A 24,929-nucleotide genomic window follows, 5' to 3' on the forward strand; every position below is an offset into this window, starting at 1 on the left:
CTAAGATGAATTCACCAGAAATAGGACGTGAGAGCTGTTCCCGCGGATACAGGCCGCAAAAAACCTGCGAATAAATCTTGCGGCTCATCCGTTCTTGCCGCTTCAAATGAAAACGCCCGCGGTTTCCCGCGGGCGCCTTGCTTGAAAATCCGGCCGGATCACGCCGCGCGGCGGACCGCCGTGCCCTTGTGAACCTCACCCAGTTCGAAGCGCGAGATGAGATCGACGAGGCGATCGGCCTCTGCGGCGAGCTTGAGCGTCGCGGCCGAGGTTTCCTCGACCATCGCGGCGTTCTGCTGGGTCACCTGGTCGATCTGGTTGACCGCCTGGTTGATCTCGTTGAGGCTGATTGCCTGTTCCTTCGCGGAATCGGCGATCGAATGGATGTGGCTGTTGATGGTGAAGACGCGGGTTTCGATATCCGAGAGCGCCGAGCCCGTCGCCTGAACCAGTTTCACGCCGGCCTGCACCTCAACGCCGGATTTGGTGATCAACGCCTTGATGTCCTTGGCGGCATTGGCCGAACGCTGCGCGAGTTCGCGGACTTCCTGCGCCACCACCGCAAAGCCCTTGCCGGCGTCGCCTGCACGGGCGGCTTCGACGCCGGCATTGAGCGCCAGGAGATTGGTCTGGAAGGCGATCTCGTCGATGACGTTGATGATCTGGCTGATTTCCTGCGAAGCCTGTTCGATCCGTCCCATCGCGGAGATCGCATCGCCCACCACCTTGCCGGCCTGGCTGGCATTGTCCTTGGCATCGGTCACCATCTTGGCCGCTTCTTGCGCCTTCTGCGTGGCGTTGCGCACCACACCGGTGATCTCCTGCAGCGCGGCCGAAGTCTCCTCGAGTGCCGCTGCCTGCTGTTCGGTGCGGCGCGACAGGTCGTTGGTCGAGTTGCCGAGTTCGTTGATATTGCCGTTAATCGAGTCCGAGGTGTTGAGCACTTCCTTGATCGTGAGCTTGAGGCTGTCCATCGTACCGTTCACATTGCCCTGAAGTTCGGCAAAGGCGCCCTGATACTGGCCTTCCATGGAGCGCGTGAGCTTGCTTTCGGCGAGATGGGACATGACCGCACGCATCTCGTTGATGCCGGCATCGACGCTGCCGAGGAGCTGGTCGACGTCGTCGGCGAAGCGGTTGAGATTTTCGTCACCGAAATCGCGGTCGATCCGCCTGGAAAAATCGCCGCCTGCGGCAGATCCTACCACGACGGCCATGCGTGTCTGGAGATCGTCGTTGCGGGCACGGGCCTCGGCCTCCTTGGCGTTCAGTTGCTGCACCGCGAGCCCGTTTTCCTTGAAGACGCCGACCGCTTCGGCCATCTGGCCGATCTCGTCCTTGCGACCGATGAAGGGCACCTCGATGTCGAATTTTCCTTCCGCGACCTCGCGGATCGTGGCGGTGATGCGGAGGATCGGACCGGAGAGATGTGTCCGTGCGATATAGACGCCGAGTCCTGCGCCGGCGGCGAGACCGATGCCGGTCATCGCGGTCACGAGAAGGAAGATGGACTGCTTGAAGGCAGCCAGGGCGCTCTCGACGGCTGTGAGCTGTGCCTGATCCTGCTCGACGACGGCATCGATTTCCTTCTGGAAAGCCTTGCGGTTGGCGCGATTCGCTTCGTTGTTGCCCTGCTCGTTGGCGGCAGCGGGGCTCTCCTCGGTGCCCAGGCGGGCAGTCTCGGTCCGGAAGGTCTTGAATTCAGCGGAGCGCGCCAGCAGGTTGTCGAAAGTCGCCTTCTGATCCGCAGCGACGAGCGGCGTCCAGGCAGCGAGCACCTTGTCCATTTCGCCCAGATTCTCAACCAGGCCGCCTGCGAATTTCTTGGCGCCTTCAACGTCCTTCGCGCCGTAGATGCCACGCGATTCCATCACGACAGCGGTGACATAGCGGTTCAGGCGTTCGCCCAGATAGGCGCGGTCGGCGGCCAGTTTGTATTCGGTGAGACGCGCGCTATATTCGCTGACCGCGTAAAGCGCGGTCGCACCGATAAAGAGCGCCGAGAGGCACATAATGCCAACCAGGCTGTAGATTTTGCCGCTAATTTTCAAGGGGATGCACTCCGGTGGGTCAGATGCGGGAACAGGCATCAGCTTCCCCCAAGGATAGGCAACCAGGGTTAATGAAAACTTGCTTAGACACACCTAATATTTATCAATTTTGCGGAAAAATCGGTTGATTTACGGAGATTTCGCTCTCCAAACGAGCAATTCTGAAAAATCAGCGGAGATGCAGCGTCTGCTGGTAAATAATGGTGGACCTGTTGCCCGACCGGCAATAGCCCAGCATCGGCCTGGGCATTTCGTCCAGCGCATCGACCATGGCACGCACGGCGTCGGGTGTGGGCGGTCCACTGACGGGAATATGGCGCACTTCCAGCCCGAGTGCCGCAGCTTTTGCGGCGATCTCAGCGAAATCAGGCTGGCCGGGATCTTCGTCGTCAGGCCGATGGCAGACAACCGACTTGAAGCCCATCTCCTTGATCCCGTCGAGATCCTCGAGCGCAATCTGCGCGGTGACGGCGTATTCATCGTTCATAGGCCGGATGTCCATGGCAAAATCCATATTGTCGAGAAGACTGATCTACTAAATACACACGCGCGCCGTCAATCACTGGAACGCGAAACTGAGCCTGTATGTCATGAACTCGCCGGGCGCCAGCGTCGGCATAAGACCCTCGTTTTCCAGCTCGGCACGCTTCTTCCACGGATGCGACACCGGCTCGATGCCGAGCACATGAGCGGGCGACATCTGATTTCGCCACATCTGGAGATAAGGGATCGTGTCTGTGGCGAAGCGCACAGTGAGATATTTGCCGCCAATAGTATCGATCGGCCCCAGGACGAGGCGAGCGAACTCGTCTCCGGCTTCCGCTTCCGCCGGTACGCAAAACACGTGCATGTCCTCATCGCCGAACATCCAGCCGATCTCACCATTCTCGAACATGCTGCCCTTGAGCTTGGTGTCGTCGTCGAAAAGATGGGCGCCGATATTCATGTGATACATCAGCATGGGCGGAAACGGCTGGCTGCCGATATTGGTGAGCCGGTCGACCAGCATGACCTCACCGGTCGCGCCATCCATCCGCCAAGTGCGCAGGATTTCGGCTTCGCCCCCTTGCGCCATGCGAACCGTTACCCGCGCGATGATCTCCTCGCTCATTTCCACGATATTGTGTGCGATGACCTCGGCCTTGGTCGCCGCCATCGAGCCATGGAGGGGATATTTCCGGCCACCCGAGCCTGCGATCGGTTCGGGATGGCGGATATGGTCGGGTCCGCAGGTGAACAGGAAGCCCCCGACGGCATGCAGGATGCGGGGATCCCCGTCATCGGGCACGGCGCGGCCCGGCGACAGCTCAATTCCATCGATCCGGCAGGAGCCGATGTCCAATGCCGATCCCAGATCGAGCTGCAATTCAGGCCCGGCGCCCACGTGAAATCTCATTTTTACCCCCGCTTACGGATTCGGAATGGGAACATAACGCAGAAGAATCTGTTCGTCTCTCGACTGCGTGGCAAATTTCTCCCCACAGCCGATTTTTTACCGGTTGTTCACCATGGGTTTAGAAATTCCACAATAGAGTCAAAATTGACGTGCTTGGCTGACCCCAAGAAACCAACCCCCGTGTTCCGATTGCGTCCGATGATGAAAAAGAAACTGCTGATCACCTCCCTGCTGGCAGCCACGCTGATGGCCGCGACGGCCTACGGCCAGGATTATTCGGGTGATGACCCCAACAACACCGTGCTGGTGACGCCGGAAGGCGACCTGCTGGAATATGTGCCCGATGCCGCCGATGTCATCGTCAAGCGCAATGGCAAGGGCCAGAAGGTCCTCATCGACCACTATGGCAATATCGTCGCCACAGAAATCCCGGCCGGCGGCTACATCAATCGCCTGGAGCGCCGCGCGGACAATTTCGGCAGCGGAGACGCCCCGCGCTACAACGACACGCTTCCCGGGTTCGAAGACTACGGCACCAATGATGCAGGTCCGACGCAGGAATCAATGAACGATCCGGATTTCTTTCCGCAACGTCCCGGGGATGATGACGGTGCCGGCAATATCACGGGCGCCGTGCCCGACGACGAAGTCCAGGGGCAGCAACCGTTCGAGGATCAGGCGCTTCCGAGCGACGGCATCCAGAACGACAATATCGACCAGCAGGATCTCGCGGCAATCGACCCGAACCAGGACATCATCGAGGAAAAGCCTCAGATCGAGCCCGACATCACGCTGACCGGCAAGAAGTCCAAGTTCGAGATCACGGCGCTGCAGGTGTTCCTCGACCGCGAGGGCGCGTCCCCTGGTGTCATCGACGGCAAGATGGGGTCGAATGTCTCCAAGGCGATCCGTTCATATGAGAAGATCACCGGCGAGACGCTCGACCCGAACGACAGCGAAGACATCCTGACCCGGCTCGGCTTCAACGGGGGGCTGCCGGTCATGACCTACGAGATCACCTCGGCCGATGCCGCCGGCCCCTATGTCGCGTCGATCCCCGAGGATTATGCGAACAAGGCCGCCCTGCCCTCCATGGCCTTTACGTCGGTCACCGAAGCGCTGGCCGAGAAGTTCCACATGGACGAGGCCTATCTCAAGGAACTCAATCCCGGCGTCGATTTCACCATGCCGGGCACGCAGATCAAGGTCATCAATCCGGGCACCAACCGGAGTGGCGCCATCGTCCGCATCGTGGCCGACAAGGCGCGCAAGCAGCTTTTTGCCTATGACGAAGCGGGACAACTGATTGCCTCCTACCCCGCCTCGATCGGCTCGAACGACACGCCTTCGCCGTCGGGAATCCACGCCGTGGCCCGGGTCGCCTTCGACCCGAACTATACTTACAATCCCAAGATCAATTTCCAGCAGGGCAACAATACAAAAGTCCTGACGATTCCGCCCGGACCGAACGGTCCGGTGGGCACTATTTGGATCGCGCTGGACAAACCAACCTATGGTATACATGGGACACCCGATCCATCGCGCATCGGCCGTTCGCAGAGTCATGGTTGCATACGCCTGACCAATTGGGACGCAAGAGAACTCGCCAAGATGGTGAAGCCGGGTGTGACCGTCGAATTTATCGACTAAACCTCGCCGTTAATTGTCTCACTGAGCAAAATACATCGCAACCAATGCAACTTGCGGGAATCATTGAAAAGTTTCCGCAAAGCGAGTTTCCGTGCGCTCGTCATGGTTAACCAATTGTTAAGGTTAATTCTAAACTAACGCGTGTTTCGCCATGACACATTGATTCAAATGGTTGACTATAATTTATCCTTTGTTAATCTTTTTAAACGCTTAGGGCCGTTTGTTCAGAAACGAAGAAAATAGGGGATCTTCGGAATTCGCAAATAGGCTTGAAGCGGATCAGGCAATTCATGCGGCGGATAAAATTCATGGCAATGTTTGAAGACATACCCGACCAGTTAAGGACCAGTCTTCCTGCGGTTGAAAAACATACCTATCCTGTCAATCTACTTGAGCGCTGGGAACAGGCCGGCGTTTGGTGGCAGGAACGCGTGCAACATAAGATCGATCCCTACCAGAAATACTCAACAACACGCGTCGGAAATTTTATCGAAGGCGCCCACCGGGACGGGACACCCTTTCAGGGTCACAACTTCGCAAGCCAGGATTATCTCTCCCTTGCATCGCATCCCGATCTCATGAAAGCCGCAATCAAGGCGATCGAGACATACGGACTTCATAGCGCAGGTTCGGCAGCCCTGATGGGCAACACTGCCCTCTCCGTGGAGCTCGAACAGCGGCTCCAGAAGTTCCTCGGCTATGACGACGTCGTGGTCTTCCCGATCGGCTGGGCGGCGGGTTATGGCGCCGTCAAGACGCTGGTGAAGCCGCAGGATCATGTCGTCATCGACATTCTTGCACATGCCTGCCTGCAGGAAGCGGCTCGTGATGCGACCGAAAACGTGCATGTCCACTCACACATGAATGCAAAGGCAGTCGAGAGCCGTCTCGCCCGCATCCGGCGCGAAGACGAGACCTGCGGCATCCTCGTCGTGACCGAGACGCTCTTCTCGATGGACAGCGACGTTCCTGACGTCGCTACCCTGCAGGCGATCTGCACCCAATACAATGCCACGCTTCTCGTCGATTGCGCCCACGACCTCGGCTCATCGGGCGCGACGGGCCGCGGCAAGCTCGAAGACTACGACCTTGTCGGCAAGGTCGATGTCCTTGTCGGCGCCTTCTCGAAGAGCTTCGCTTCGATGGGCGGCTTCGTCGCCACCAATAACAAGGGCTTTCGCTTCGGCCTGCGCGGCCAATGCGGCCCCTCCACCTTCACCAATGCCATGTCGCCGGTCCAGGCCGCGACGATCCTGGCCGCGCTCGATATCGTCGAGGGTGAGGAAGGCAAGAGCCGCCGCGACAAATTGATGGCGAACTCGCTGCGCCTTCGCGCAGGCCTTGAAGAGGCCGGCTTCGAAGTTCTCGGCAAGCCGAGCGCTGTGGTGCCCATGCTGATCGGCGATGTTCTGCTGGCGCGGCTGATGACGCGCTATGCGGTGGATTTCGGCGGCATCGTCAACCTCGTCGAGCATCCGGCGGTGGCGCGCAATGCCTGCCGCTGGCGCTTGCAGGTCATGGCGGACCACACCGAAGAACAGATCGACGCCATGGTGGTCATCGCCGAAAAGGCACGCGAAATGGCAGAAATGCACGTCGAATGGCTTTCCGCCAACGACAATCTGGGCATCGACCGTACGGCCGTTCCCGATGCGGCCACCGGCAAGCTCGCTGCCGCAGCGGAATAAGGTCCGAGAATATCTGCGAACTTTGGCCGGAAACAGGGTGCCCCCTGTTTCCGGCCTTATTTCTGCGTGCTACATGGGCCAATCGAAGCATTGAAGACTGTGCAGGGCCATGCGGAACGACGATACGAACAAGAACCTCTGGAATCACTCCGCCGCTCCCGCCCCTGAAACATCCGCACTTTCCTGCGACATAAGCTGCGACACGGCGATCATCGGCGGCGGCTTCACCGGCCTCTCCGCGGCACTGCATCTCGCCGACGCCGGCGTCGATGCCGTCGTGCTCGAAGCCAAGGCGATCGGCTTCGGCGGCTCGGGCCGCAATGTCGGCCTCGTCAATGCCGGCATGTGGATGCGACCAGACGATATCATCGCGGCAGTCGGCGAGACCACGGGCGAACGGCTCGTCAAGGATCTTGGCGATGGTCCCGCCTATGTCTTCGAACTCATCGGCAAGCACGGCATCGATTGTGAAGCGATCCACAACGGCACCCTTCATCTCGCCGTAGGCAAGGAAGGCGTGGCAGAGATAGAAACCCGCGCCGCCCAATGGCAACGCCGGGGCGCACCGGTCGAGGCGCTTTCCGCCGACATCGCCGGAAAGCTGACGGGAGCGAGCGGCTTTGCCGGAGCGCTTCTCGACCGTCGCGCAGGCACGGTGCAGCCGCTCGGCTACGCCCGGGGACTGGCAAGAGCAGCGATGGGCGCCGGTGCCAAACTGTTCACCGACACGCCTGTCGTCAGCGCTACCCGCGACGGCGAGACGATCGTGCTCAAGACCGCGCGCGGCCAGGTGCGCGCGAAAAAGCTCATCATTGCCAGCAACGCCTATTCCGGCGTCGTACCCTCGATGAACTGGAGCGATCACGGCCAGGAACTGGTGCCGATGTATTATTTCCAGTTCGCAACCACACCCCTGCCCCCAGAGATCGTCGGCCGCATAATGCCAGAGGGTCATGGCTGCTGGGACACCGGCTTGGTCATGACCTCGTTCCGCACCGACAAATCAGGACGGCTGATCTTCGGATCGATCGGGTCACTGGATGCGCTCGGCAAGGCCACGCATCGCGCGTTCGCACGGCGTGCGGTGAACGCGCTCTATCCCTTCATCGGCAATTTCGAGTTCGAATATTGGTGGGACGGCCAGATCGGCATGACGCGCAACAACCTGCCCTCCTTCCATCAGCCCGAGAAGAACGTTTGGTCGATCGCGGGTTACAATGGCCGCGGTATATCCCCCGGCACGGTTTTCGGACGCGCTCTTGCCGCCGTGTCGATGGGCAATGAAAGCGCCATGATGCTGCCGGTCACCCCAGTGGCGGGCGACGCGCTGCGGGGCGCCAAGTCGGCGTTCTACAATATCGGATCAATGGCCAAACATTTCATTGACCATAGGCTAAATTAGATATTACCCCCGGCAATACGGCGGTATCGCTGGGGGAAGCTCACTTGCACGCCAGATACTCCGCAACAGAAGTGATCTCCGGGATCATAGGCTCCAAGGATTCATGATCGGCAATCGTCCGGCTGATCGCCGCCGGCATGTCGGATATCAGAGCTGACGAGGCGCTTGGCATCCGCGCCTCCACCGTTCACGAACACGCGGAGCGAAGTTCAAGCCCGACGCAAGGAACCGCGCCGAGCTTGTCGCGCTCGCCGTCTGCTTCGGCATCATCCTCACTTGACACGACCTCCGCTCACTATAGCAGGCGGGCAAGACGCCTGCGGATAAATAATCCGGTTGTGGCCCGCCTATATTTTCCACGATCGATCATACAACCATATAACGAGGTTCGACTAGCAATAGACGGGCTGATCATTTCTTCGCGCGACCATTTTCATACACGCCACATACCATACGTGCGTGTATACAAATACTACACGCAACTTTTTATTAAGTGTTCATATTCTAAAATGCACATAGCTAATGTTTAGACAGGAGCAAAAAGTGGCCCTCAGGAAACTATTTCGTGAAAAGGGAGGCGCTTCCGCAATCGAGTCTGCAATCGTAGCGCCTGTTTTTATTCCCATTGTTCTCACTCTGGTTGCTTTCGGTATTTATCTGTCTGTCGCCAGTTCCATCCAGCAGATCGCGGCGGATGCCGCTCGCACCGCCATTGCCGGGTTGAATGCCTCCGAACGCAACGTGTTGGCACGCAACTTCATCGCGCAATCGACGCTGAACTACTACCTCATCGATCCAGCCAAACTCATAGTTTCCGTGACCGACGATCAGCTTAACGAACAGCAATTCACCGTCAGGCTGGAATATGACGCCAGCGACTTGCCGATCTGGAGTCTCTACTCGTTCGCGCTGCCGGACAAGACGATCAAGCGCTTCACAACCATCCGTATCGGAGGGATTTGACATGTTTCGCAAACTTCGATCAATCGCTGCGCTTGGACCGGACCGCGCGGGCAACATCGGCATCATGGCCGCCGCATCCACGGCCATCGTCATCGGCGCAATGGCGCTGGGCGTTGATTATGGACATTTGACCCTCGAACGCAGGTCGCTGCAGGACACATCGGATCTCGCGGCCATCGTGGCCGCGTCCAGTATCGATCAGGCGGAACCCGCGGTGTTGTCGTTTTACAAGCTCAACGGCAAGCGGCTGGGCATCATGCGCGACGGAAAGCTGATTACATCGGAGGGTGAGTTTCCCGCAACCGCCCTTTCCAGCATGGAAGACATCGACGGCTATTCGGTACTCACCAAGGGGCGCTATACCGCCGACCTGTCGATCCCGGTGGAAAACCGCTTTGTCGCCGGCGCCATGCCCTACGACGCGGTATCGGTCACCACGACCTCCGCCGGCGAACTCTTCTTCGCCAAGGCAATTTCAACGGAACCCCAGATCGCTGTGAAAAGTTTAGCCTCACAACAGCGTACCGCTGCCTTTTCGGTGGGTTCCCGGCTCGCGAGTTTGAACGGCGGCATCCTCAACCAGGTGCTCGGTGCGCTGCTCGGGACGAACGTCACACTCAGCGTCATGGATTACAACGCGTTGCTCGACGCAGATGTGGAACTCTTTTCCTTCACGCAAGCGCTGGCGACGGAATTGAAGCTTACCGGGGTGACTTATGAGGAACTCCTGCAATCCGAAATAAGTCTCGGGAGCTATCTCTCGGCACTGGCAAGCGCCGGTGGCGGCTCCCCGTCAGCTTCCGCGATCCTTTCAGGCCTTTCGCGTGCGCTAGGCACGACGCAGGCCAATATCCCGCTGGAGAAAATCCTGAGCCTCGAGCCCTACAAGGCATTGACCGTCGGCAAGGCGACGGGCCTGACGGCCAAGGTCTCTGCCTTCGAGCTCCTCAATGCGGCGGCTGCAGTTGCCAACGGAGGCAAACAGGTAGCACTCGACCTCGGCGCGACCGTGCCGGGTCTCGCCTCGGTCAAAGTCGATCTCGCGGTCGGCGAGCCGCCGGTCGGCACGCCTTTCCTCGCGGTAGGCGAGAAGGGCACGATCGTCCGGACCGCGCAGACGCGGGTCAAGATCACGGCATCGGTGTCGGGACTGTCAGCGCTCGCCGGCACCAAGATTTCGGTGCCGATCTATGTCGAGGTTGCCAATGCCGAGGCCGCCCTTTCCGATATTATCTGCCAGGGCGGTGATCCATCCAACGCCATCGTCAAGGTCAAGGCGGTGCCCGGAGTAGCGGAAATCGCGATCGGCAATGTCGATGCGGCGGCATTCAATCATTTCGCCAGCCCTCCCCGCGTGACCAAGGCCACGATCGTCGATACCGCGCTTCTCAAGGTCGCTGCCCTCGGTCATGCCTATGCCAGCAACATCAGCCCGGACACGCTCGCCTTCAGCCCGCAGGACATCCGCGATGGTGAGATACAATCGGTATCTACGCGCGACACGCTGACGACGTTGACGACAACCCTTCTCGGCAATCTTGAAGTCGACATCAAGGTCTTGATACTCACCCTCGGCACACCGAAGGCCGTGCAGATAGCGCTCGCCGACACGCTCGCCACACTCACGAAACCGCTTGATGTGGTGCTTTACAACACCTTGCTGACACTCGGCATCCGTATCGGAGAGGCCGACGTTCGGGTGACCGGCGTGACCTGCCGGCGTCCCGTCCTGGTGCAATGAGGCTGCATCGAGAGAGGATGCTAGAGCCTCTTGCATTGAAATGGAACCGGTTCTGTTGGCTCAAGCGGAGTCGCATGTTTGACCGGCCGGCGCGCGTCGTAGCCAAAGCATACGACCAAGCCGGCCGGTCAAAGAGGCGGCCCGCTTCAGCCAACCCTCCCGCAGATTTGCTGAAGCAAATCTGCAAGACATTAGAATCGCCGGGCGTCGCGAAGCGCGCCCGGTGGGCCGGGCATCTTTCCGCCATGACCCTGCGGCGATGACCTCGGCCGTACCTACGGGTACGACCTCGATCATCGCCTTGGTCCTGACGAAAACCTGCTCCGGCAGAACCGGTTCCATTTCAATGCAAGAGGCTCCAGCCAGGAGCCGGGACAATTTCCGGCTCCTCGATTTCAACGCTCGATCAAATACTCTCGTGGAAGAGCTTCTTCGCCGCTTCCACGGTCAGTTCCACCGGATTGCCACCCGTCGAGGGGTCGGCGACGGCCATGACTGACATCTCGTCGATACGATCGGCTCCAACACCCAGCGCTGCGAGCTTGTCCGGCACGCCGAGTTCTTCCCTCAGCTTGAGCACGTAATCATAAAAGCCGTTGAAGCCGCCCGATATGCCGAGATAGGCCGCAGCCGAGGCGATCCTGTCCTCGATTGCCGGACGATTGAAGCGCAGCACCGGCGGCATCACCACGGCATTCGTCATGCCATGGTGCGTGTGATAGATCGCGCCGACGGGATGGCTGAGCGAGTGTATCGCACCCAGCCCTTTCTGGAACGCCACCGCGCCCATCGCGGCAGCCGACATCATGTTGGTGCGCGCTTCGATATCCGTGCCATCCTTGAAGGCGCGCGGCAGATACTTCTTGACCAGCCGCATGCCTTCAAGCGCGATGCCTTGGCTCATCGGGTGGTAAAAAGGCGAGGAATAGGCCTCCAGGCAATGCGCGAAGGCATCCATGCCGGTGCCGGCGGTGATCACCTTCGGCATGCCGACAGTGAGTTCCGGATCGCAGATCGTCACGCCCGGCAGGAACTTCGGATGGAAGATGATCTTCTTGGTGTGCGTCTCGGAATTGGTGATGACCGAGGCGCGGCCCACTTCCGAACCCGTGCCGGCGGTGGTCGGCACCGCAACGATCGGGGCGATGCCCTCGACGCTGGCGCGCGTCCACCAGTCGCCGATATCCTCGAAATCCCAGACCGGACGGCTCTGGCCGGCCATGAAGGCCACGCATTTGCCGAGATCGAGACCCGAGCCGCCACCGAAGGCCACGACACCGTCATGTCCACCATCCCTAAACGCCTTGACGCCGGCGGCGAGGTTCTTCTCGTTCGGATTGGGATCGACATCGGCGAACAGCGCGCGGCCAAGACCACCGGCTTCGAGGATATCGAGTGCGTTCTGCGTGATCGGCATCGGCGCCAGGCCACGGTCGGTGACCAGCAGCGGCTTCTTCATGCCGAGCGACTTGCAGTGGTCGGCGAGTTCCCTGATCCGGCCGGCACCCATCTTGATGAGGGTCGGATAGCTCCAGTTTGCGGTGATCGACATCAGAATTGCTTTCTCAGGTGGTAGGATTTCGGGCGGGTCAGATTGTGGAAGCCGAGGACCGACAGCGAGCCGCCGCGGCCGGTCTCCTTGACGCCGGTCCAGCACAGCGCCGGATCGAGATAATCGGCACGGTTCATGAAGATTGTGCCGCTCTCAAGGTCATCGCCTAGACGAGCCGCGCGCTCGACATCCCCAGTCCAAAGCGAGGCGGTGAGGCCATATTTGCAATCGTTCATCAGTTCGAGTGCTTCCGCGTCGTTCCTGACTTTCATGATGCCGACGGCCGGGCCGAAGGTCTCCTCGTTCATGATGGACATCGAATGATCGACATCGACGAGAATCTGCGGTGCGATATAGGCACCGCCATCATCCTGTGGAAAGAGCTTAGGATCGACCAGCGCCTTGGCGCCACGCGACACGGCCTCATCGATCTGGGCACGAACCGTCGCGGCAAAGCGCTTGTTGGCCATCGGCCCGAGCGAGGTCTCCGGATCGAGCGGATTGCCCAGCTTGTAGTTGGAGACCCAGGCGACGGACTTCTCGACGAAGGCATCGTAGAGGTTCTCGTTGACATAGATGCGCTCGATGCCGCAGCAGCACTGTCCGGAATTGAAGGTCGCGCCATCCATCAGCGTATCGACGGCCGCGTCAAGATCGGCATCCTCCATCACATAACCTGGATCCTTGCCGCCGAGCTCAAGGCCAACGCCGGTAAACGTGCCGGCAGCCGCGCGTTCGATGGAACGGCCACCTTCGACCGAACCCGTGAAATTGATGAAATTGAACTGGCCGTCCGCGATCAACTGCGATGTCGTGCCATGATCGAGGAAGACGTTCATGAACACGTCCTCCGGCACGCCTGCCTCGTTGAAGGCACGCACCATGCGCTCGCCGACCAGGATCGTCTGGCTCGCATGCTTGAGGACCACCGTGTTGCCTGCCATCAGCGCCGGCGCCACCGTGTTGATGGCCGTCATATAGGGGTAGTTCCAGGGCGCTATGACGAAGACGACGCCATGCGGCTCGCGGGAAATGTAGCGCTCGAACTTGTCGCTCTTTTCGACCATCATCGGCGCAAGTGCGTCATGCGCGATCGAGGCAACGTAATTGGAGCGCTCGTTGAAACCCTTGAATTCGCCGCCATATTTCACCGGCCGGCCCATCTGCCAGGCCAGTTCCTTGACGATATCCTCGGCCATTTCATTGACGCGCGCGACGCCCTTCAGCACAAGCGATACCCGCTCCTCGAGCGGCCGCTTCGCCCAAGCCTTCTGCGCCTTGCGGACGCGTGTGATCGCCGCCTTGGCATCGTCGAAGCTCATGGCCGGACGTTCGGCGTAAACCGAGCCGTCGACCGGGGATATGCATTGGATCATGGTCATTTTTGTTTCATTCTCCCTTCAACAAGCCAGGGTTCTCACATGGCCCGCCGCGCCATAAGCAAGGATCGCTCGGTCGCGGGTTATTATGGTCAAATCATGTTCTCGCGCGGTGGCGATGAGGATGCGGTCGATAGGGTCTTTATGGAGCGGTTCGGGCAGGAAGCAAGAAGCGATAAATGTTTCCGTCGTGACTGGCTGCTCGGTAAAACCACCTTCCGTCAAGAAGTCTCCGTACCAGCGCCTCGCCGTTTTTGTCTCGCGCATGCGCCCCTTGGATATCAATAACGCCATCTCCCAGGCCGTCACCGACGAAACATAGGCGGGAAGTCTCTGCGCCCGGCACCGTGCCAGATAGGCCATCGCGTCGGGCACCAGGGGCTCCCGCTTCGATATCCATATCGCCGCACAGGTGTCGAGCAGGCAGGAGCTACTCATTGTAAAGTTTCTCGCCCCACTCTTCGTCCCAATCCATCGGCGCCGTCAGATCGACGCCGGGCATGATGGTAATCGTCCCCTCCATACAACCCCACGCCGGATGCAGTTCCAGAAGATCGCCCTCCTTCGTCTCCATGTAGCGCTTGCCGTCCTTGTAAATCACGTCGTCCTTGGTGAACATGTTCATCGGCGGCTCCGGCGCGAGTGGGCCATTGTCCACCGCGTAGTCCGCCTGCTTGCTTTCACCAAACCCGCCATAGTCGCCTCGACGACGCATCGCAATCTCCTCAAGATTGACGCCGAGGAAATTGGAAACCTGGTCCTGCTCGTCGGCGCTCATCTTGCGGTCGCCTTTGAGCATCCGCGATACAGCGCTGGGGTCCAATCTCATAAACCGCGCAAGCCCGCGCACGGACTCACCACGTTCATCGAGTTGCTGGTGAAACCATGTCGTATCGATCTTGGCCATGACGATCTCCTGTCAGAAACCCGATCATCGCACACCGTTGCGATTTCGTCAAAGATAGCCGCAACATGTTGCGATTTACGCACGCTCAAACCCGCGCGCCACCTCCCAATCCGTAATGCGGCGATCGTATTCCTCCTGCTCCCAGCGGGCCGCGTGGACATAGTGATCGACGACATCGTCGCCGAAGGCCGAGCGCAGCAGCTTGGATTTGTCGAGTTCCGCCGTGGCATCGCGCAGAGTCTTGGGGATTTCGCGCACCTTCTTGGCGCCGTAGGCATCGCCTTGGAACGGCTCCTCCAGCTTCAGCTTCTTTTCGATACCATCGATGCCTGCTGCCAGCAGTGCCGCGAAGGCGAGATAGGGATTGAGGTCCGAGCCGCCGACGCGGCATTCGATGCGGATGCCTTTGGTCTCCTCGCCGCAGAGGCGATAGCCGGCGGTGCGATTATCCTTCGACCAGATCGCCTTGGTCGGGGCAAAGGTGCCAGCCACGAAGCGCTTGTAAGAATTGATGTAGGGCGCCAGGAAATAGGTGATCTCGCCGGCATGGGCGAGCAGGCCCGCCACATAGTGCTCCATCAGTTCGGACATGCCGTAGCGGCCCTTTTTGTCGAAGAACAGCGGCTTGCCATCGAGCGACCACAGCGACTGGTGGATATGCGACGAGGAACCGGCGGCGGTGTAGCTCCACTTGGCGAGGAAAGTGATGGCCTTGCCCTTCGACCACGCGATCTCCTTGCAGCCATTCTTGATGATTGAATGCCGGTCAGCCATGGTCACGGCCTCGGCATAACGGACGTTGATTTCTTCCTGGCCGGCCGAAGCCTCGCCCTTGGAATTCTCCACCGGAATGCCGGCGCCCTGCAGGCCGTTGCGGATCGCCCGCATCACATCCTCTTCCTTTGTGGTCTGGAAGATGTGGTAATCCTCGTTGTAGCCCGAGACCAGCTGCAGGTCGCGATAGCCGCTGAGGCGCGCATCATCATAGGTCTGGTCGAACAGAAAGAATTCGAGTTCCGAGGCCATGAAGGCCTTCATGCCCATCTTCTCGAGCCGCTTGACCTGCTTCTTGAGAATGGCGCGCGGCGAATGCGGCACTTCCTCATGCGTATGATGATCGAGCACATCGCAGAGCACCAGCGCGGTGCCTTCGAGCCACGGAATCCGCCTGAGCGTCGCCATGTCGGGCTTCATCGTATAGTCGCCATAGCCTTTTTCCCAGCTCGTCGACTTGTAGCCGGCGACGGTTTCCATCTCCATGTCGGTAGCCAGCAGATAGTTGCAGCTATGGGTTTCCTCATGCGCGCTATCGATGAAGTACTGCGCGTGAAAACGCTTGCCCATCAGGCGGCCCTGCATATCGACGAGCACGGCGAGAACCGTGTCGATCGTGCCTGCCGACACGTCCTTCTTGAGTTGGTCGAAAGTGTATGAAGCGCTCATGAGAAGACCCATTCCTGTCCCTGCGGCGGACCGGCGGGCCCGCAGCGCTGATAATGTTCAATAAGGCTCCCCGGCCGGATCGGCCGGGGAGGTATTCGATCCAGATTAATGGGATTCGCCGACCGCTCTCTCGGCCGCTGCGATTTCCGCCTGACGCTTGGCGACTTCCTCACCGATCGGCGGGCCTTTGAAGCGGCGCTGCTCGAAGACGAACCAGACGATCGCCGTTACGATCAGGAAGCCAACCGTAATATAGAGCGCCCAGTCGTTCGGAGGCTGGATGCCGAGAACGAAGATCAGGACCATGGCGAGGATCGAGAGCACTGCGAAGAGCTTGAACATGCCCTCGCCGAGGTTCCACGGACCCATCTTGTCCCACTTCGATGTACCCCAGGCAAACAGGCCAAGAGCAATGGGGATCGCGAAGGAGAAGAAGAGGAAGATGACGGTGCATGACACGACGACGGTGTAAACCGGTGTCTCGCCGATCGTCACGAGCGAAGAGCCCCAGACGAAGAGAACCGCCAAGGTGGAGCCGACCCAGATCGCAGCAACTGGCGTGCGATAAGTCGGGCTGACCTTGGAAAGCGCCTTGGATGCCGGAAGTCCGCCGTCACGCGAGAAGGCAAAGATCATGCGCGACACGGATGTGACAGTCGCCAGGCCGCACAGCCACTGGCTGATAAAGATCGCGACATAGAGGATATCGCGCACCACCGGGTTCACCTGCTCGCTCATCGCCCAGAAGAACACATTCCAGCCTTGGGCTGCAGCCGCGGCCATGCCGTCGGTCACTGTACCATCGGCGCCGGTGACGCTGGCCGGGATCATCAACACGAAAGAGCAAAGCATGATGTAGCCGAAAAGTGCCGACCAGAGCACGGAGGAGATCATTCCGCGCGGTACCGACTCAGCGGCTTTCACCGTCTCTTCTGACGTGTGCGCCGAGGCGTCATAGCCGGTGATCGTGTAGATCGGCAGAAGCAAGCCAAGCAGGAACACCCAGGTCAGCGAGCTGTCCGGCCAGACGTTGCCGCCTGCGGCGCCGGAATAGTTGGTGAAGGTGAAGAGCTTGCCGATGTCGTAGCTGTCGGCAACGATCAGGCACGTCAGGGCGAGTGCAACCGAAGTTGCGAAAATCAGGTAGCCCGAAAAGTCCGTGAGTTTGGCCGTGAGGCCGATGCCCATGTGGTTCACCAGCGCCTGGAGGCCGGTGATGATCGCAAGGAAGATGATCCGGACCGTGGTGGAATCCTCAAGGCCGAGATAGGGCGTGCCAAGCGAACCCATGAAGAAATAATAGGTGCCAACGTTGATGGCGCCGAGCACGGTAACGAGGCCGAGCAGGTTGAACCAGGCGGTCACCCAGCCGGTGAAGCGGTTGCCGAGGATCGAACCCCAGTGATAAAGGCCACCCGCCGTCGGATAGGCCGAGCTGATCTGCGCCATGGCGACGGCGAAGACGAGCGACACGAAGCAGCCCAGCGGCCAGCCGATGCCGATCGCCGCGCCGCCGGCGCCTGATGTCGCCTGCGCCAGCGAGTTGATGCCGCCGGAAAGAATGCAGATGATCGAAAACGAGATGGCGAAATTGGAAAAGCCACTCATCCTCCTCTCGAGTTCCTGGGCATAGCCCATGGAATGCAGGACTTGCATATCCTGCTTCTTGTCTGAATCAGAATAGTCGGACATAAATTTACCCCTGTTCCCCTGCTGACCGCACCATTGCGGACGGCAACCATGCTATGCTCGGGCGGTCTTGGCGCCGCCTCGTTGGAGTCTTTTTCAGGCGGGAACAGTCAGGCTTTCACTGATCAGTCCCGCCAGAAAACCGGCCATGACCCCTTGGCCGGTCTCATCCCTTATGAGGTCGTTCCTGACCTCGATCATGACATTCATCAAGCCGTTTGCAAGCCCGTGCTCCTTGAGCGTGTGGGTCACGCCGTCCTCGGGGCCGTAGGGCTGGTTGCGGCCCATGACGAATTCCTGGCGCTGCCCGGCCAACGCTAACATCTGGTCGGCGAGGCGTGTGTCGCGATCATGCAGGATGCCCACCTCCACGCGCCGGCTCACACCCTTGTAGACCGGCGTGAAGGAATGGATGGTGACGATCACGGTGTCGCGCTCTGCACCAGTGCGCGTCTTGATTGTCTTGGCAAGCGTCTCCCGGAAAGGCAGGTAGACCTCGTCTACCCGCGCCTGCCGCTCGGCGGACGACATGCCGCGATTGCCGGGAATCTCGAATATCTCGCTGACCTCCGGCATGGCGTCCGGTGCCTCCGGCGGCCGGTTGCAGTCATAGGCAAGACGGGAAAAGTTCTGAAAGATCAGCGTCGCGTCGAGCAAGCCGGACACCCGCTGTGCAACGGCGAGCGCCCCCGGATCCCAGGCGATGTGGGCATTGAGCGCTTCGGTGGAAAGACCAAGCGTGCCGAGTGATGCCGGCAGCGTCCGCGATGCATGCTCGCATACGAGCAATATCGCAGAACGGCCTTTCGCGTTCTCGACGGTCACTGGCCTCCCATCGGCCGGCGACAACAATTGGATTTGTTCTGACATCGCCCCATGCCTTATGCTTTTCTGTAAAGAATTCTCCAGAATCTAAAAACTGTCAACGGGGATGCCGGAAAATTTGATCCAAAAAAGCTGTTGACAGTACCAGATGTTTTAATTTCTTATTCAATGCAGCATCCAGCGAAGACTGGAGCGGGGAATAGAAGGTGTCGTCAGGGGTGTCGCACGTCATCAAGACCGTTTCGGACATGATCACCGCGGGCTATGAGTCCATGACGCGGGCCGAGAAGCAATTGGCCAACAGCCTGCTCGACAGCTATCCCGTCTCCGGCCTGGGCTCGATCACGACGGTGGCGGAAGCTGCCAGCGTCTCAACGCCCACCGTGGTCCGCATGGTGCAGAAGCTCGGCTTCAAGGGTTTCACCGAATTTCAGGGCCGCCTGCACCAGGAACTCGAAGCGACGATTTCCAACCCGATCACCAAGCACGAACGGATGGCGCCGAACGCACCAGGCGCCCATATCCTCAACCGCTTCGCCGATGCCGTCACCAACAACATGCGCCAGTCGCTCGGCGCGATCGATCCGGCCGAATTCGATGCCACGGCCAAGCTCATCGGCGACCGCAAGCGCAACGTCTATCTGACTGGCGGCCGCATCACCGGCGCGCTCGCCGAGTATTTCTTCACCCATCTGCAGGTTATCCGATCCGGCGTCACCCGCATGTCGACCAGCCCATCGAGCTGGCCGCATTATGTGCTCGACATGAACAAGGGCGACGTGCTGATCCTGTTCGATATCCGCCGCTACGAGCGGGAGCTCGAGGCGCTGGCGCGGACGGCAACTGACAACGGCGTCGAGATCATCCTGTTCACCGACATCTGGGGTTCGCCGATCGGGAAATATGCCCGGCACAGCTTCCGCCTCAGCATCGAAGTGCCATCGGCATGGGATAGTTCGGTGGTGACCCTGCTGCTCGTCGAAGCGCTGATAGAGGGCGTGCAAAGTGCCCATTGGGACAAGACCCGCGAGCGCATGTCGATGTTGGAAAACCTCTTCGAATCCACCCCGCTGTTCCGCAGGCCAGGTTCGTGAGCAATAGCCGAGGAAAGGTCTGTCCTTAGTTTAGAAAAGTATAAAAGACCAAATGTCAGCTGGCATGAAAGTGTCACACAGGCGTCACCAAACAAAACTAACTGCATCGCCAAGCTGAAACCCAACAGAGGAGAAAATCAGTGATCAACAAGCTCTATTCAATCGTGGCCCTGTCTTGCTCGGCCCTGATGGCGACCACCGCCATCGCCAGCGCCCAGAGCATGGACGACCTCATCAAGGCGGCACAGGCCGAAGGCGAACTCACCACGATCGCCCTTCCGCATTCCTGGTGCAACTACGGCGAAGTCATTTCGTCCTTCAAGACCAAGTACGGCATCAAGGTCAACGAACTGAACCCGGACGCAGGCTCGGGCGACGAAATCGAGGCCATCAAGGCCAACAAGGACAACAAGGGCCCGCAGGCCCCAGACGTCATCGACGTCGGCCTCTCCTTCGGCCCGTCCGCCAAGGCCGAGAACCTGATCCAGCCTTACAAGGTCGCGACCTGGGATACGATCCCCGATTCGGCCAAGGATGCCGACGGTTACTGGTACGGCGACTATTACGGCGTCATGGCCTTCCTCGTGAACAAGGACTTGGTCAAGGAAAGCCCGAAGGATTGGGCCGACCTGCTGAAGCCGGAATATGCCAACATGGTTTCGCTTGCAGGCGATCCGCGCTCGGCCAACCAGGCCGTGTCGGCCGTCTTCGCGGCTGGCCTCTCGGCTGCCGGTGGCGACGTCTCCAAGGCTGGCGACGAAGGCCTCAACTTCTTCAAGGAGTTGAACGCCAAGGGTAATTTCGTTCCCGTCGTCGGCAAGTCGGCTCCCTTCGCGCAGGGCACGACCCCGATCATCGCGGCCTGGGATTACAACGGCCTGAGCTGGGGCAACGACCTCAAGGGCAACCCGCCTTACGAAGTCATCGTTCCGGCATCCGGCGTTGTCGCCGGCGTCTACGTGCAGGCAATCTCGGCCTACGCACCGCACCCGAATGCAGCCAAGCTCTGGATGGAACACCTCTATTCCGACGAAGGCCAGCTGCTGTGGCTGAAGGGCTATTGCCACCCGATCCGCTTCAACGATCTCGCCAAGAACGGCAAGATCCCGCAGGATCTGCTCGACAAGCTGCCGCCGCCGGAAGGCTATGCGAAGGCCATTTTCCCGACTCTCGACGAGCAGGGTGCATACAAGAAGACCATCACTGAAAAGTGGGACAGCGTCGTCGGCGCCAACGTGAAGTAACAGAACTACCGAGCCCTCCCGGCAACCACCGGGAGGGCTCTAACAATATTCCCTTCTGATTCCGGTGTGAATGTATGGCTCAGCCGCAAAGCATGGTGAACCGGCGGATGGTCATGGATTGGCTCGGGATCGTGCCGTTCATGCTTTTCGCGGTGTTGTTTCTGATATTGCCAACGCTCTATCTCGTCACCGGAGCCTTCTTCAATACCGCCGGCGAGTTCACGTTTCAGAACTTCGTTGATCTTTTCCAGCCGAACATTCGCGCTGCCTATTGGATATCGTTCAAGATCAGCACCGCATCGGCCCTCGGCGGCCTAGTCATCGGTTTCTTCCTGGCCTGGGCGATCACGCAAGGCGGCCTGCCCGGCTGGATACGCTCTTTCGTCCTGACATTCTCGGGCGTCGCCTCCAATTTCGCCGGCGTGCCACTCGCGTTCGCCTTTCTCGCAACGCTTGGCAGGACGGGCCTGCTGACCTTCATCCTGACGACCTATTTCGGCTTCAACATCTACAGCCACGGCTTCAACCTGCTCTCCTTTCTCGGGCTGACGCTGACCTACATGTACTTCCAGATTCCGCTGATGGTGTTGATCATCACGCCGGCACTGGATGGCCTCAAGAAGGAATGGCGCGAGGCCGCATCGATCCTCGGAGCCACCTCGTTCCAGTACTGGACGATGGTCGCCTTCCCGATTCTGTGGCCGAGCCTGATGGGCACTTTCCTGCTGCTGTTCGCTAATGCCTTCGGCGCCATCGCCACAGCCTACGCGCTGACCGGATCCTCGCTCAACATCGTGCCGATTGTGCTTTATGCGCAGATCCGAGGCGACGTCCTGCACAACGCCAATCTTGGTTACGCCATCGCAATGGGCATGGTGATCATCACCGGCGTGTCGAACTTCCTCTATATCTGGCTGCGCATGCGCGCCGAGCGGTGGCAGAAATGAACGGAAAGAAAATCCTCGCCTGGTTTGCCTTCGCCATCGGCTCGGTCTATTTCATCTTTCCGCTGATCGCGACATTCGAATTCTCGCTCAGGATGCGTCGCGGCGAGTATTCCTTCGACGCATATCGCTCGGTGTTTGCCGATGTCAATTTCCGCGAGACCTTCAGTTACTCGATCCTGATGGCAGTGATCACGATCATCGTCGGCATGCTGCTCGTCGTGCCGACCGCGTATTGGGTCCGCCTCAGGCTGCCGCAGATGCGCCCGGTGGTGGAGTTCATCACGCTCCTGCCGCTGGTCATTCCAGCTATCGTCATCGTCTTCGGCTATCTCAGGCTCTACAATTCCTCATCGTTCCTGCCCTTCACGGGAAGCGCGCGCGGCACCGATATGCTCCTGGTCTTCTCCTTCATGACACTGTCTCTGCCCTATATGTACCGCTCGGTGGATACGTCGATGCGGGCGATCGATGTGCGGGTCCTCACCGAAGCCGCCGAAAGCCTCGGTGCCAATGTCCGTACGATCATGTTCCAGTGCATTTTTCCGAATGTTATGAGCGGCGTGCTTTCCGGCGCGTTCATCACGTTCGCGATCGTCATCGGGGAATTCACCATGCCGTCATTGCTGAACAGGCCGGCCTTCGGTCCCTATCTCCAACTGATCGGCGCCAACAAGGCCTATGAGCCCCCGGCACTCGCGATGATCGCCTTCCTCATGACCTGGGCCTCCATAGGCCTGATCAATCTTGTTTCCCGCTTCCAGAAAGTCGCCCGCGCCCGGGCCTGAGGTATCGATGTCCTTCCTAGAACTCAACAATATCAACAAGACCTATGGCGGCAGCATGCAGGTCGTAAAAGACTTCAACATGCATATTGCCAAGGGCGAGTTCGTCTCCTTTCTCGGACCTTCCGGCTGCGGCAAGACCACGACGCTGCGCATGGTCGCGGGTTTCGAAAGCCCGACCTCGGGCTCCATCAAGATCGATGGCGTCGAGCAGAACAATCTCAAGACCAACCAGCGCAATATCGGCATGGTGTTCCAGGCCTATGCGCTGTTCCCGAACATGACGGCCGCCCAGAACGTCGCCTTTGGCCTCAGGGTCAAGAACAAGAGCAAGGACGAGATCACAAGAACCGTGGGCGAAATGCTCAAGCTCGTCGGCCTTGACCACCTCGCCGACCGCTATCCGTTCCAGCTCTCCGGTGGCCAGCAGCAGCGCGTGGCGCTCGCTCGCGCTCTGGCGATCAAGCCGCAGGTTCTGCTGCTCGACGAGCCGCTCTCGGCGCTCGACGCCAAGATCCGCGTGTCGCTGCGCGAAGAAATCCGCGACATCCAGCGCAAGCTCGGCATCACCACGATCTTCGTCACGCATGACCAGGAAGAGGCACTGTCGATCTCCGACCGCATCGTCGTCATGCATCAGGGCCGCGCCGACCAGATCGGCACACCGTTCGAGATCTATAACCGGCCGACGACCAAGTTCGTCGCCAATTTCGTCGGTACGCTCTCGACGATCGAGGCGAAGGTTGCCGATCCCTCGGCCAATACAGTCAGCATCGGCAACAGCATTATCACCCTGCCCGAGCCGATCGGCGCCGCCAACGCCGGCGACACGATCACGCTTGCGCTGCGTCCGGAAGCGCTCGCGCTCAACAGCGCCGAAGGCCGTGATTATTCGTTGAGCGGCAAGGTCGAGGCGGTCAGCTTCCTCGGTTCGGTGATCCGCACAAGACTGAATGTCGATGGCCAACCATTGTCCTTCGATATTTTCAACAACCCCTCGGTCAAGCCGCCGGTGGCAGGCGACGTGATTGAAGCACGATTCTCGCCGGCGGATTTGCTGGTGATCCGGGACTGAGGCAGTTCGCCCGTCGGCGTATCCGGCGATCACTAATCTGAATAGGCGTGCGTCCGACCGAGCCGGTCCTCGATGACATAGCAGCCGTCGGCGGTTTCGCTGACCGGGCTCTCCGTCAGGGGCACCTTGCCGTGGCCGCCCGGAATGTCGAGCATGTAGTGCGGCATGCAGAGGCCGGAGACCTTTGCTCGCAGTGCCGAGACGATCGCTCTGCCCTCCTCGATCGAGAGCCGGAAATGGCTGGTGCCGGGCGCCAGATCGGGATGATGCAGATAGTAAGGCTTGACGCGCATCTCGACGAAGCCTCGCATCAGCGCCGCCAGCACATCGGGATCGTCATTGACGCCGCGCAGCAGGACAGACTGGCTGACCATCCCCACGCCGCCTTCAATGAGCCGATCGACCGCCGCGCGCGCATCAGCTGTCAGTTCGCGCGGATGATTGGCATGCAGCGCGACATAGACCGTCTTTCCTGACGAGCGCAGTGCTTCAAGCAGCCTGTCCGTTATACGCTCCGGATCGGTCACCGGCACGCGGCTATGAAATCGGATGACCTTGAGGTGCTCGATCGTCCCAAGCGCCGCCATCAATTCCCCGAGCCGCCGGGGCGAGAGGATCAGCGGATCACCACCGGTGACGATGACCTCCCAGATCTCAGGATGGCCGGCGATATATGCCATGGCGCGCGACAGATCTTCGCCGCTCATCGTCCCCTCGCCCCCCGGGCCCACCATTTCGCGCCGGAAGCAGAAACGACAATAGACCGGGCAGACATGCACGGCCTTCAGCAGTACGCGATCCGGATAGCGGTGAACGACGCCCGGCACCGGACTGTGGGGTCCATCGCCGATCGGATCGTCTCGCTCCTCGGGGAGCCGGATCAGTTCAGCCACATCAGGAAGATATTGCCGTGCAATCGGATCATCCGGATCATTGGCATCGATCAACGCCGCGATTGCTGGCGTAACCGAGATCGCATAGCGGGCAGCAACGTCACCAAGAGCAGCGGCTTTGCCATGGGATATCAGGCCTGCATCGACCAGGGCATCGACGGTCGTTAGTGCTGCGGCCATGCACCCCCCTCTGCCCTGCCGGGCATCT

At 59.7% G+C, this 24,929-nt stretch carries 21 protein-coding genes; 10 read left to right on the plus strand and 11 right to left on the minus strand.

Features of this window, described 5'->3' with window-relative positions; all coding sequences use genetic code 11:
• Nucleotides 1-158: 158 nt before the first annotated feature.
• The 3 genes from IHQ71_RS16865 to IHQ71_RS16875 form a co-directional block, all read right to left on the minus strand.
• Nucleotides 159-2,051, minus strand: coding sequence for a methyl-accepting chemotaxis protein (locus tag IHQ71_RS16865; protein ID WP_258157612.1), 1,893 nt, complete (start codon nt 2,049-2,051; stop codon nt 159-161).
• 169 nt (nt 2,052-2,220) lie between these two features.
• The gene (locus IHQ71_RS16870) at nt 2,221-2,553 is read right to left on the minus strand and encodes a TIGR01244 family sulfur transferase (protein ID WP_258157613.1); all 333 of its coding nucleotides are present in this window, start codon (nt 2,551-2,553) and stop codon (nt 2,221-2,223) included.
• A 57-nt stretch (nt 2,554-2,610) separates the two neighbouring features.
• Complete coding sequence (locus IHQ71_RS16875; RefSeq protein WP_258157614.1) at nt 2,611-3,447, minus strand: DUF4432 family protein; 837 nt, start codon at nt 3,445-3,447, stop codon at nt 2,611-2,613.
• A 198-nt stretch (nt 3,448-3,645) separates the two neighbouring features.
• On the opposite strand from IHQ71_RS16875, the gene IHQ71_RS16880 reads away from it, so the two are divergent.
• From IHQ71_RS16880 to IHQ71_RS16900, 5 genes are all read left to right on the plus strand, one after another.
• On the plus strand, nt 3,646-5,097 hold the full coding sequence (locus IHQ71_RS16880) for a L,D-transpeptidase (protein WP_374989869.1): 1,452 nt from the start codon (nt 3,646-3,648) through the stop codon (nt 5,095-5,097).
• A 308-nt stretch (nt 5,098-5,405) separates the two neighbouring features.
• Entirely contained in the window at nt 5,406-6,785 is a 1,380-nt protein-coding gene (locus tag IHQ71_RS16885; protein ID WP_258157615.1) for an aminotransferase class I/II-fold pyridoxal phosphate-dependent enzyme, read from the plus strand.
• A gap of 109 nt (nt 6,786-6,894) precedes the next feature.
• On the plus strand, nt 6,895-8,187 hold the full coding sequence (locus IHQ71_RS16890) for an FAD-binding oxidoreductase (RefSeq protein WP_258157616.1): 1,293 nt from the start codon (nt 6,895-6,897) through the stop codon (nt 8,185-8,187).
• Between the two features lie 543 nt (nt 8,188-8,730).
• Nucleotides 8,731-9,150, plus strand: coding sequence for a TadE/TadG family type IV pilus assembly protein (locus tag IHQ71_RS16895; protein WP_258157617.1), 420 nt, complete (start codon nt 8,731-8,733; stop codon nt 9,148-9,150).
• 1 nt (nt 9,151) lies between these two features.
• The gene (locus IHQ71_RS16900; protein ID WP_258157618.1) at nt 9,152-10,891 is read left to right on the plus strand and encodes a pilus assembly protein TadG-related protein; all 1,740 of its coding nucleotides are present in this window, start codon (nt 9,152-9,154) and stop codon (nt 10,889-10,891) included.
• Nucleotides 10,892-11,297: 406 nt separating this feature from the next.
• Here IHQ71_RS16900 and IHQ71_RS16905 read toward each other — a convergent pair whose 3' ends face one another.
• The 7 genes from IHQ71_RS16905 to IHQ71_RS16935 form a co-directional block, all read right to left on the minus strand.
• Nucleotides 11,298-12,443 carry an iron-containing alcohol dehydrogenase gene (locus tag IHQ71_RS16905; RefSeq protein WP_258157619.1) on the minus strand — a complete coding sequence of 382 codons (1,146 nt, stop codon included), beginning with the start codon at nt 12,441-12,443 and terminating at the stop codon, nt 11,298-11,300.
• Complete coding sequence (locus IHQ71_RS16910; RefSeq protein WP_258157620.1) at nt 12,443-13,825, minus strand: aldehyde dehydrogenase family protein; 1,383 nt, start codon at nt 13,823-13,825, stop codon at nt 12,443-12,445. Before IHQ71_RS16910 ends, IHQ71_RS16905 begins: the two co-directional genes overlap by 1 nt.
• Nucleotides 13,826-13,843: 18 nt before the next feature.
• Entirely contained in the window at nt 13,844-14,197 is a 354-nt protein-coding gene (locus tag IHQ71_RS16915) for a type II toxin-antitoxin system VapC family toxin (RefSeq protein ID WP_374989870.1), read from the minus strand.
• 55 nt (nt 14,198-14,252) lie between these two features.
• A complete protein-coding gene (locus IHQ71_RS16920) occupies nt 14,253-14,729 on the minus strand; it encodes a helix-turn-helix transcriptional regulator (protein ID WP_258157622.1) in 477 nt (158 codons plus the stop codon).
• Between the two features lie 75 nt (nt 14,730-14,804).
• The gene (locus tag IHQ71_RS16925) at nt 14,805-16,172 is read right to left on the minus strand and encodes a glutamine synthetase family protein (RefSeq protein ID WP_258157623.1); all 1,368 of its coding nucleotides are present in this window, start codon (nt 16,170-16,172) and stop codon (nt 14,805-14,807) included.
• A gap of 105 nt (nt 16,173-16,277) precedes the next feature.
• Nucleotides 16,278-17,864, minus strand: a complete 1,587-nt coding sequence (locus IHQ71_RS16930; RefSeq protein ID WP_258157624.1) for an amino acid permease — start codon at nt 17,862-17,864, stop codon at nt 16,278-16,280.
• Between the two features lie 93 nt (nt 17,865-17,957).
• Nucleotides 17,958-18,731: an N-formylglutamate amidohydrolase gene (locus IHQ71_RS16935; RefSeq protein ID WP_258157625.1), complete on the minus strand. Its 774-nt coding sequence runs from the start codon at nt 18,729-18,731 to the stop codon at nt 17,958-17,960.
• A 173-nt stretch (nt 18,732-18,904) separates the two neighbouring features.
• Here IHQ71_RS16935 and IHQ71_RS16940 point away from each other — a divergent pair, with 173 nt between their 5' ends.
• The 5 genes from IHQ71_RS16940 to IHQ71_RS16960 all read left to right on the plus strand — a co-directional run bounded on the left by IHQ71_RS16940 (nt 18,905) and on the right by IHQ71_RS16960 (nt 23,828).
• Nucleotides 18,905-19,780, plus strand: a complete 876-nt coding sequence (locus tag IHQ71_RS16940; protein ID WP_374990036.1) for a MurR/RpiR family transcriptional regulator — start codon at nt 18,905-18,907, stop codon at nt 19,778-19,780.
• A 188-nt stretch (nt 19,781-19,968) separates the two neighbouring features.
• A complete protein-coding gene (locus tag IHQ71_RS16945) occupies nt 19,969-21,024 on the plus strand; it encodes an ABC transporter substrate-binding protein (RefSeq protein WP_374990037.1) in 1,056 nt (351 codons plus the stop codon).
• Between the two features lie 74 nt (nt 21,025-21,098).
• Nucleotides 21,099-21,971 carry an ABC transporter permease subunit gene (locus IHQ71_RS16950; protein WP_258157627.1) on the plus strand — a complete coding sequence of 291 codons (873 nt, stop codon included), beginning with the start codon at nt 21,099-21,101 and terminating at the stop codon, nt 21,969-21,971.
• Nucleotides 21,968-22,756, plus strand: coding sequence for an ABC transporter permease (locus tag IHQ71_RS16955; RefSeq protein WP_258157628.1), 789 nt, complete (start codon nt 21,968-21,970; stop codon nt 22,754-22,756). The genes IHQ71_RS16950 and IHQ71_RS16955 overlap by 4 nt, the downstream gene beginning before the upstream one ends.
• Nucleotides 22,757-22,763: 7 nt before the next feature.
• A complete protein-coding gene (locus tag IHQ71_RS16960) occupies nt 22,764-23,828 on the plus strand; it encodes an ABC transporter ATP-binding protein (RefSeq protein WP_258157629.1) in 1,065 nt (354 codons plus the stop codon).
• Between the two features lie 32 nt (nt 23,829-23,860).
• On the opposite strand, the gene IHQ71_RS16965 is transcribed toward IHQ71_RS16960, so the two are convergent.
• Nucleotides 23,861-24,901: a lysine-2,3-aminomutase-like protein gene (locus IHQ71_RS16965; protein ID WP_258157630.1), complete on the minus strand. Its 1,041-nt coding sequence runs from the start codon at nt 24,899-24,901 to the stop codon at nt 23,861-23,863.
• Between the last annotated feature and the right edge of the window lie 28 nt (nt 24,902-24,929).

The sequence above is a fragment of the Rhizobium sp. TH2 genome (assembly GCF_024707525.1).
Lineage (GTDB): Bacteria > Pseudomonadota > Alphaproteobacteria > Rhizobiales > Rhizobiaceae > Rhizobium_E.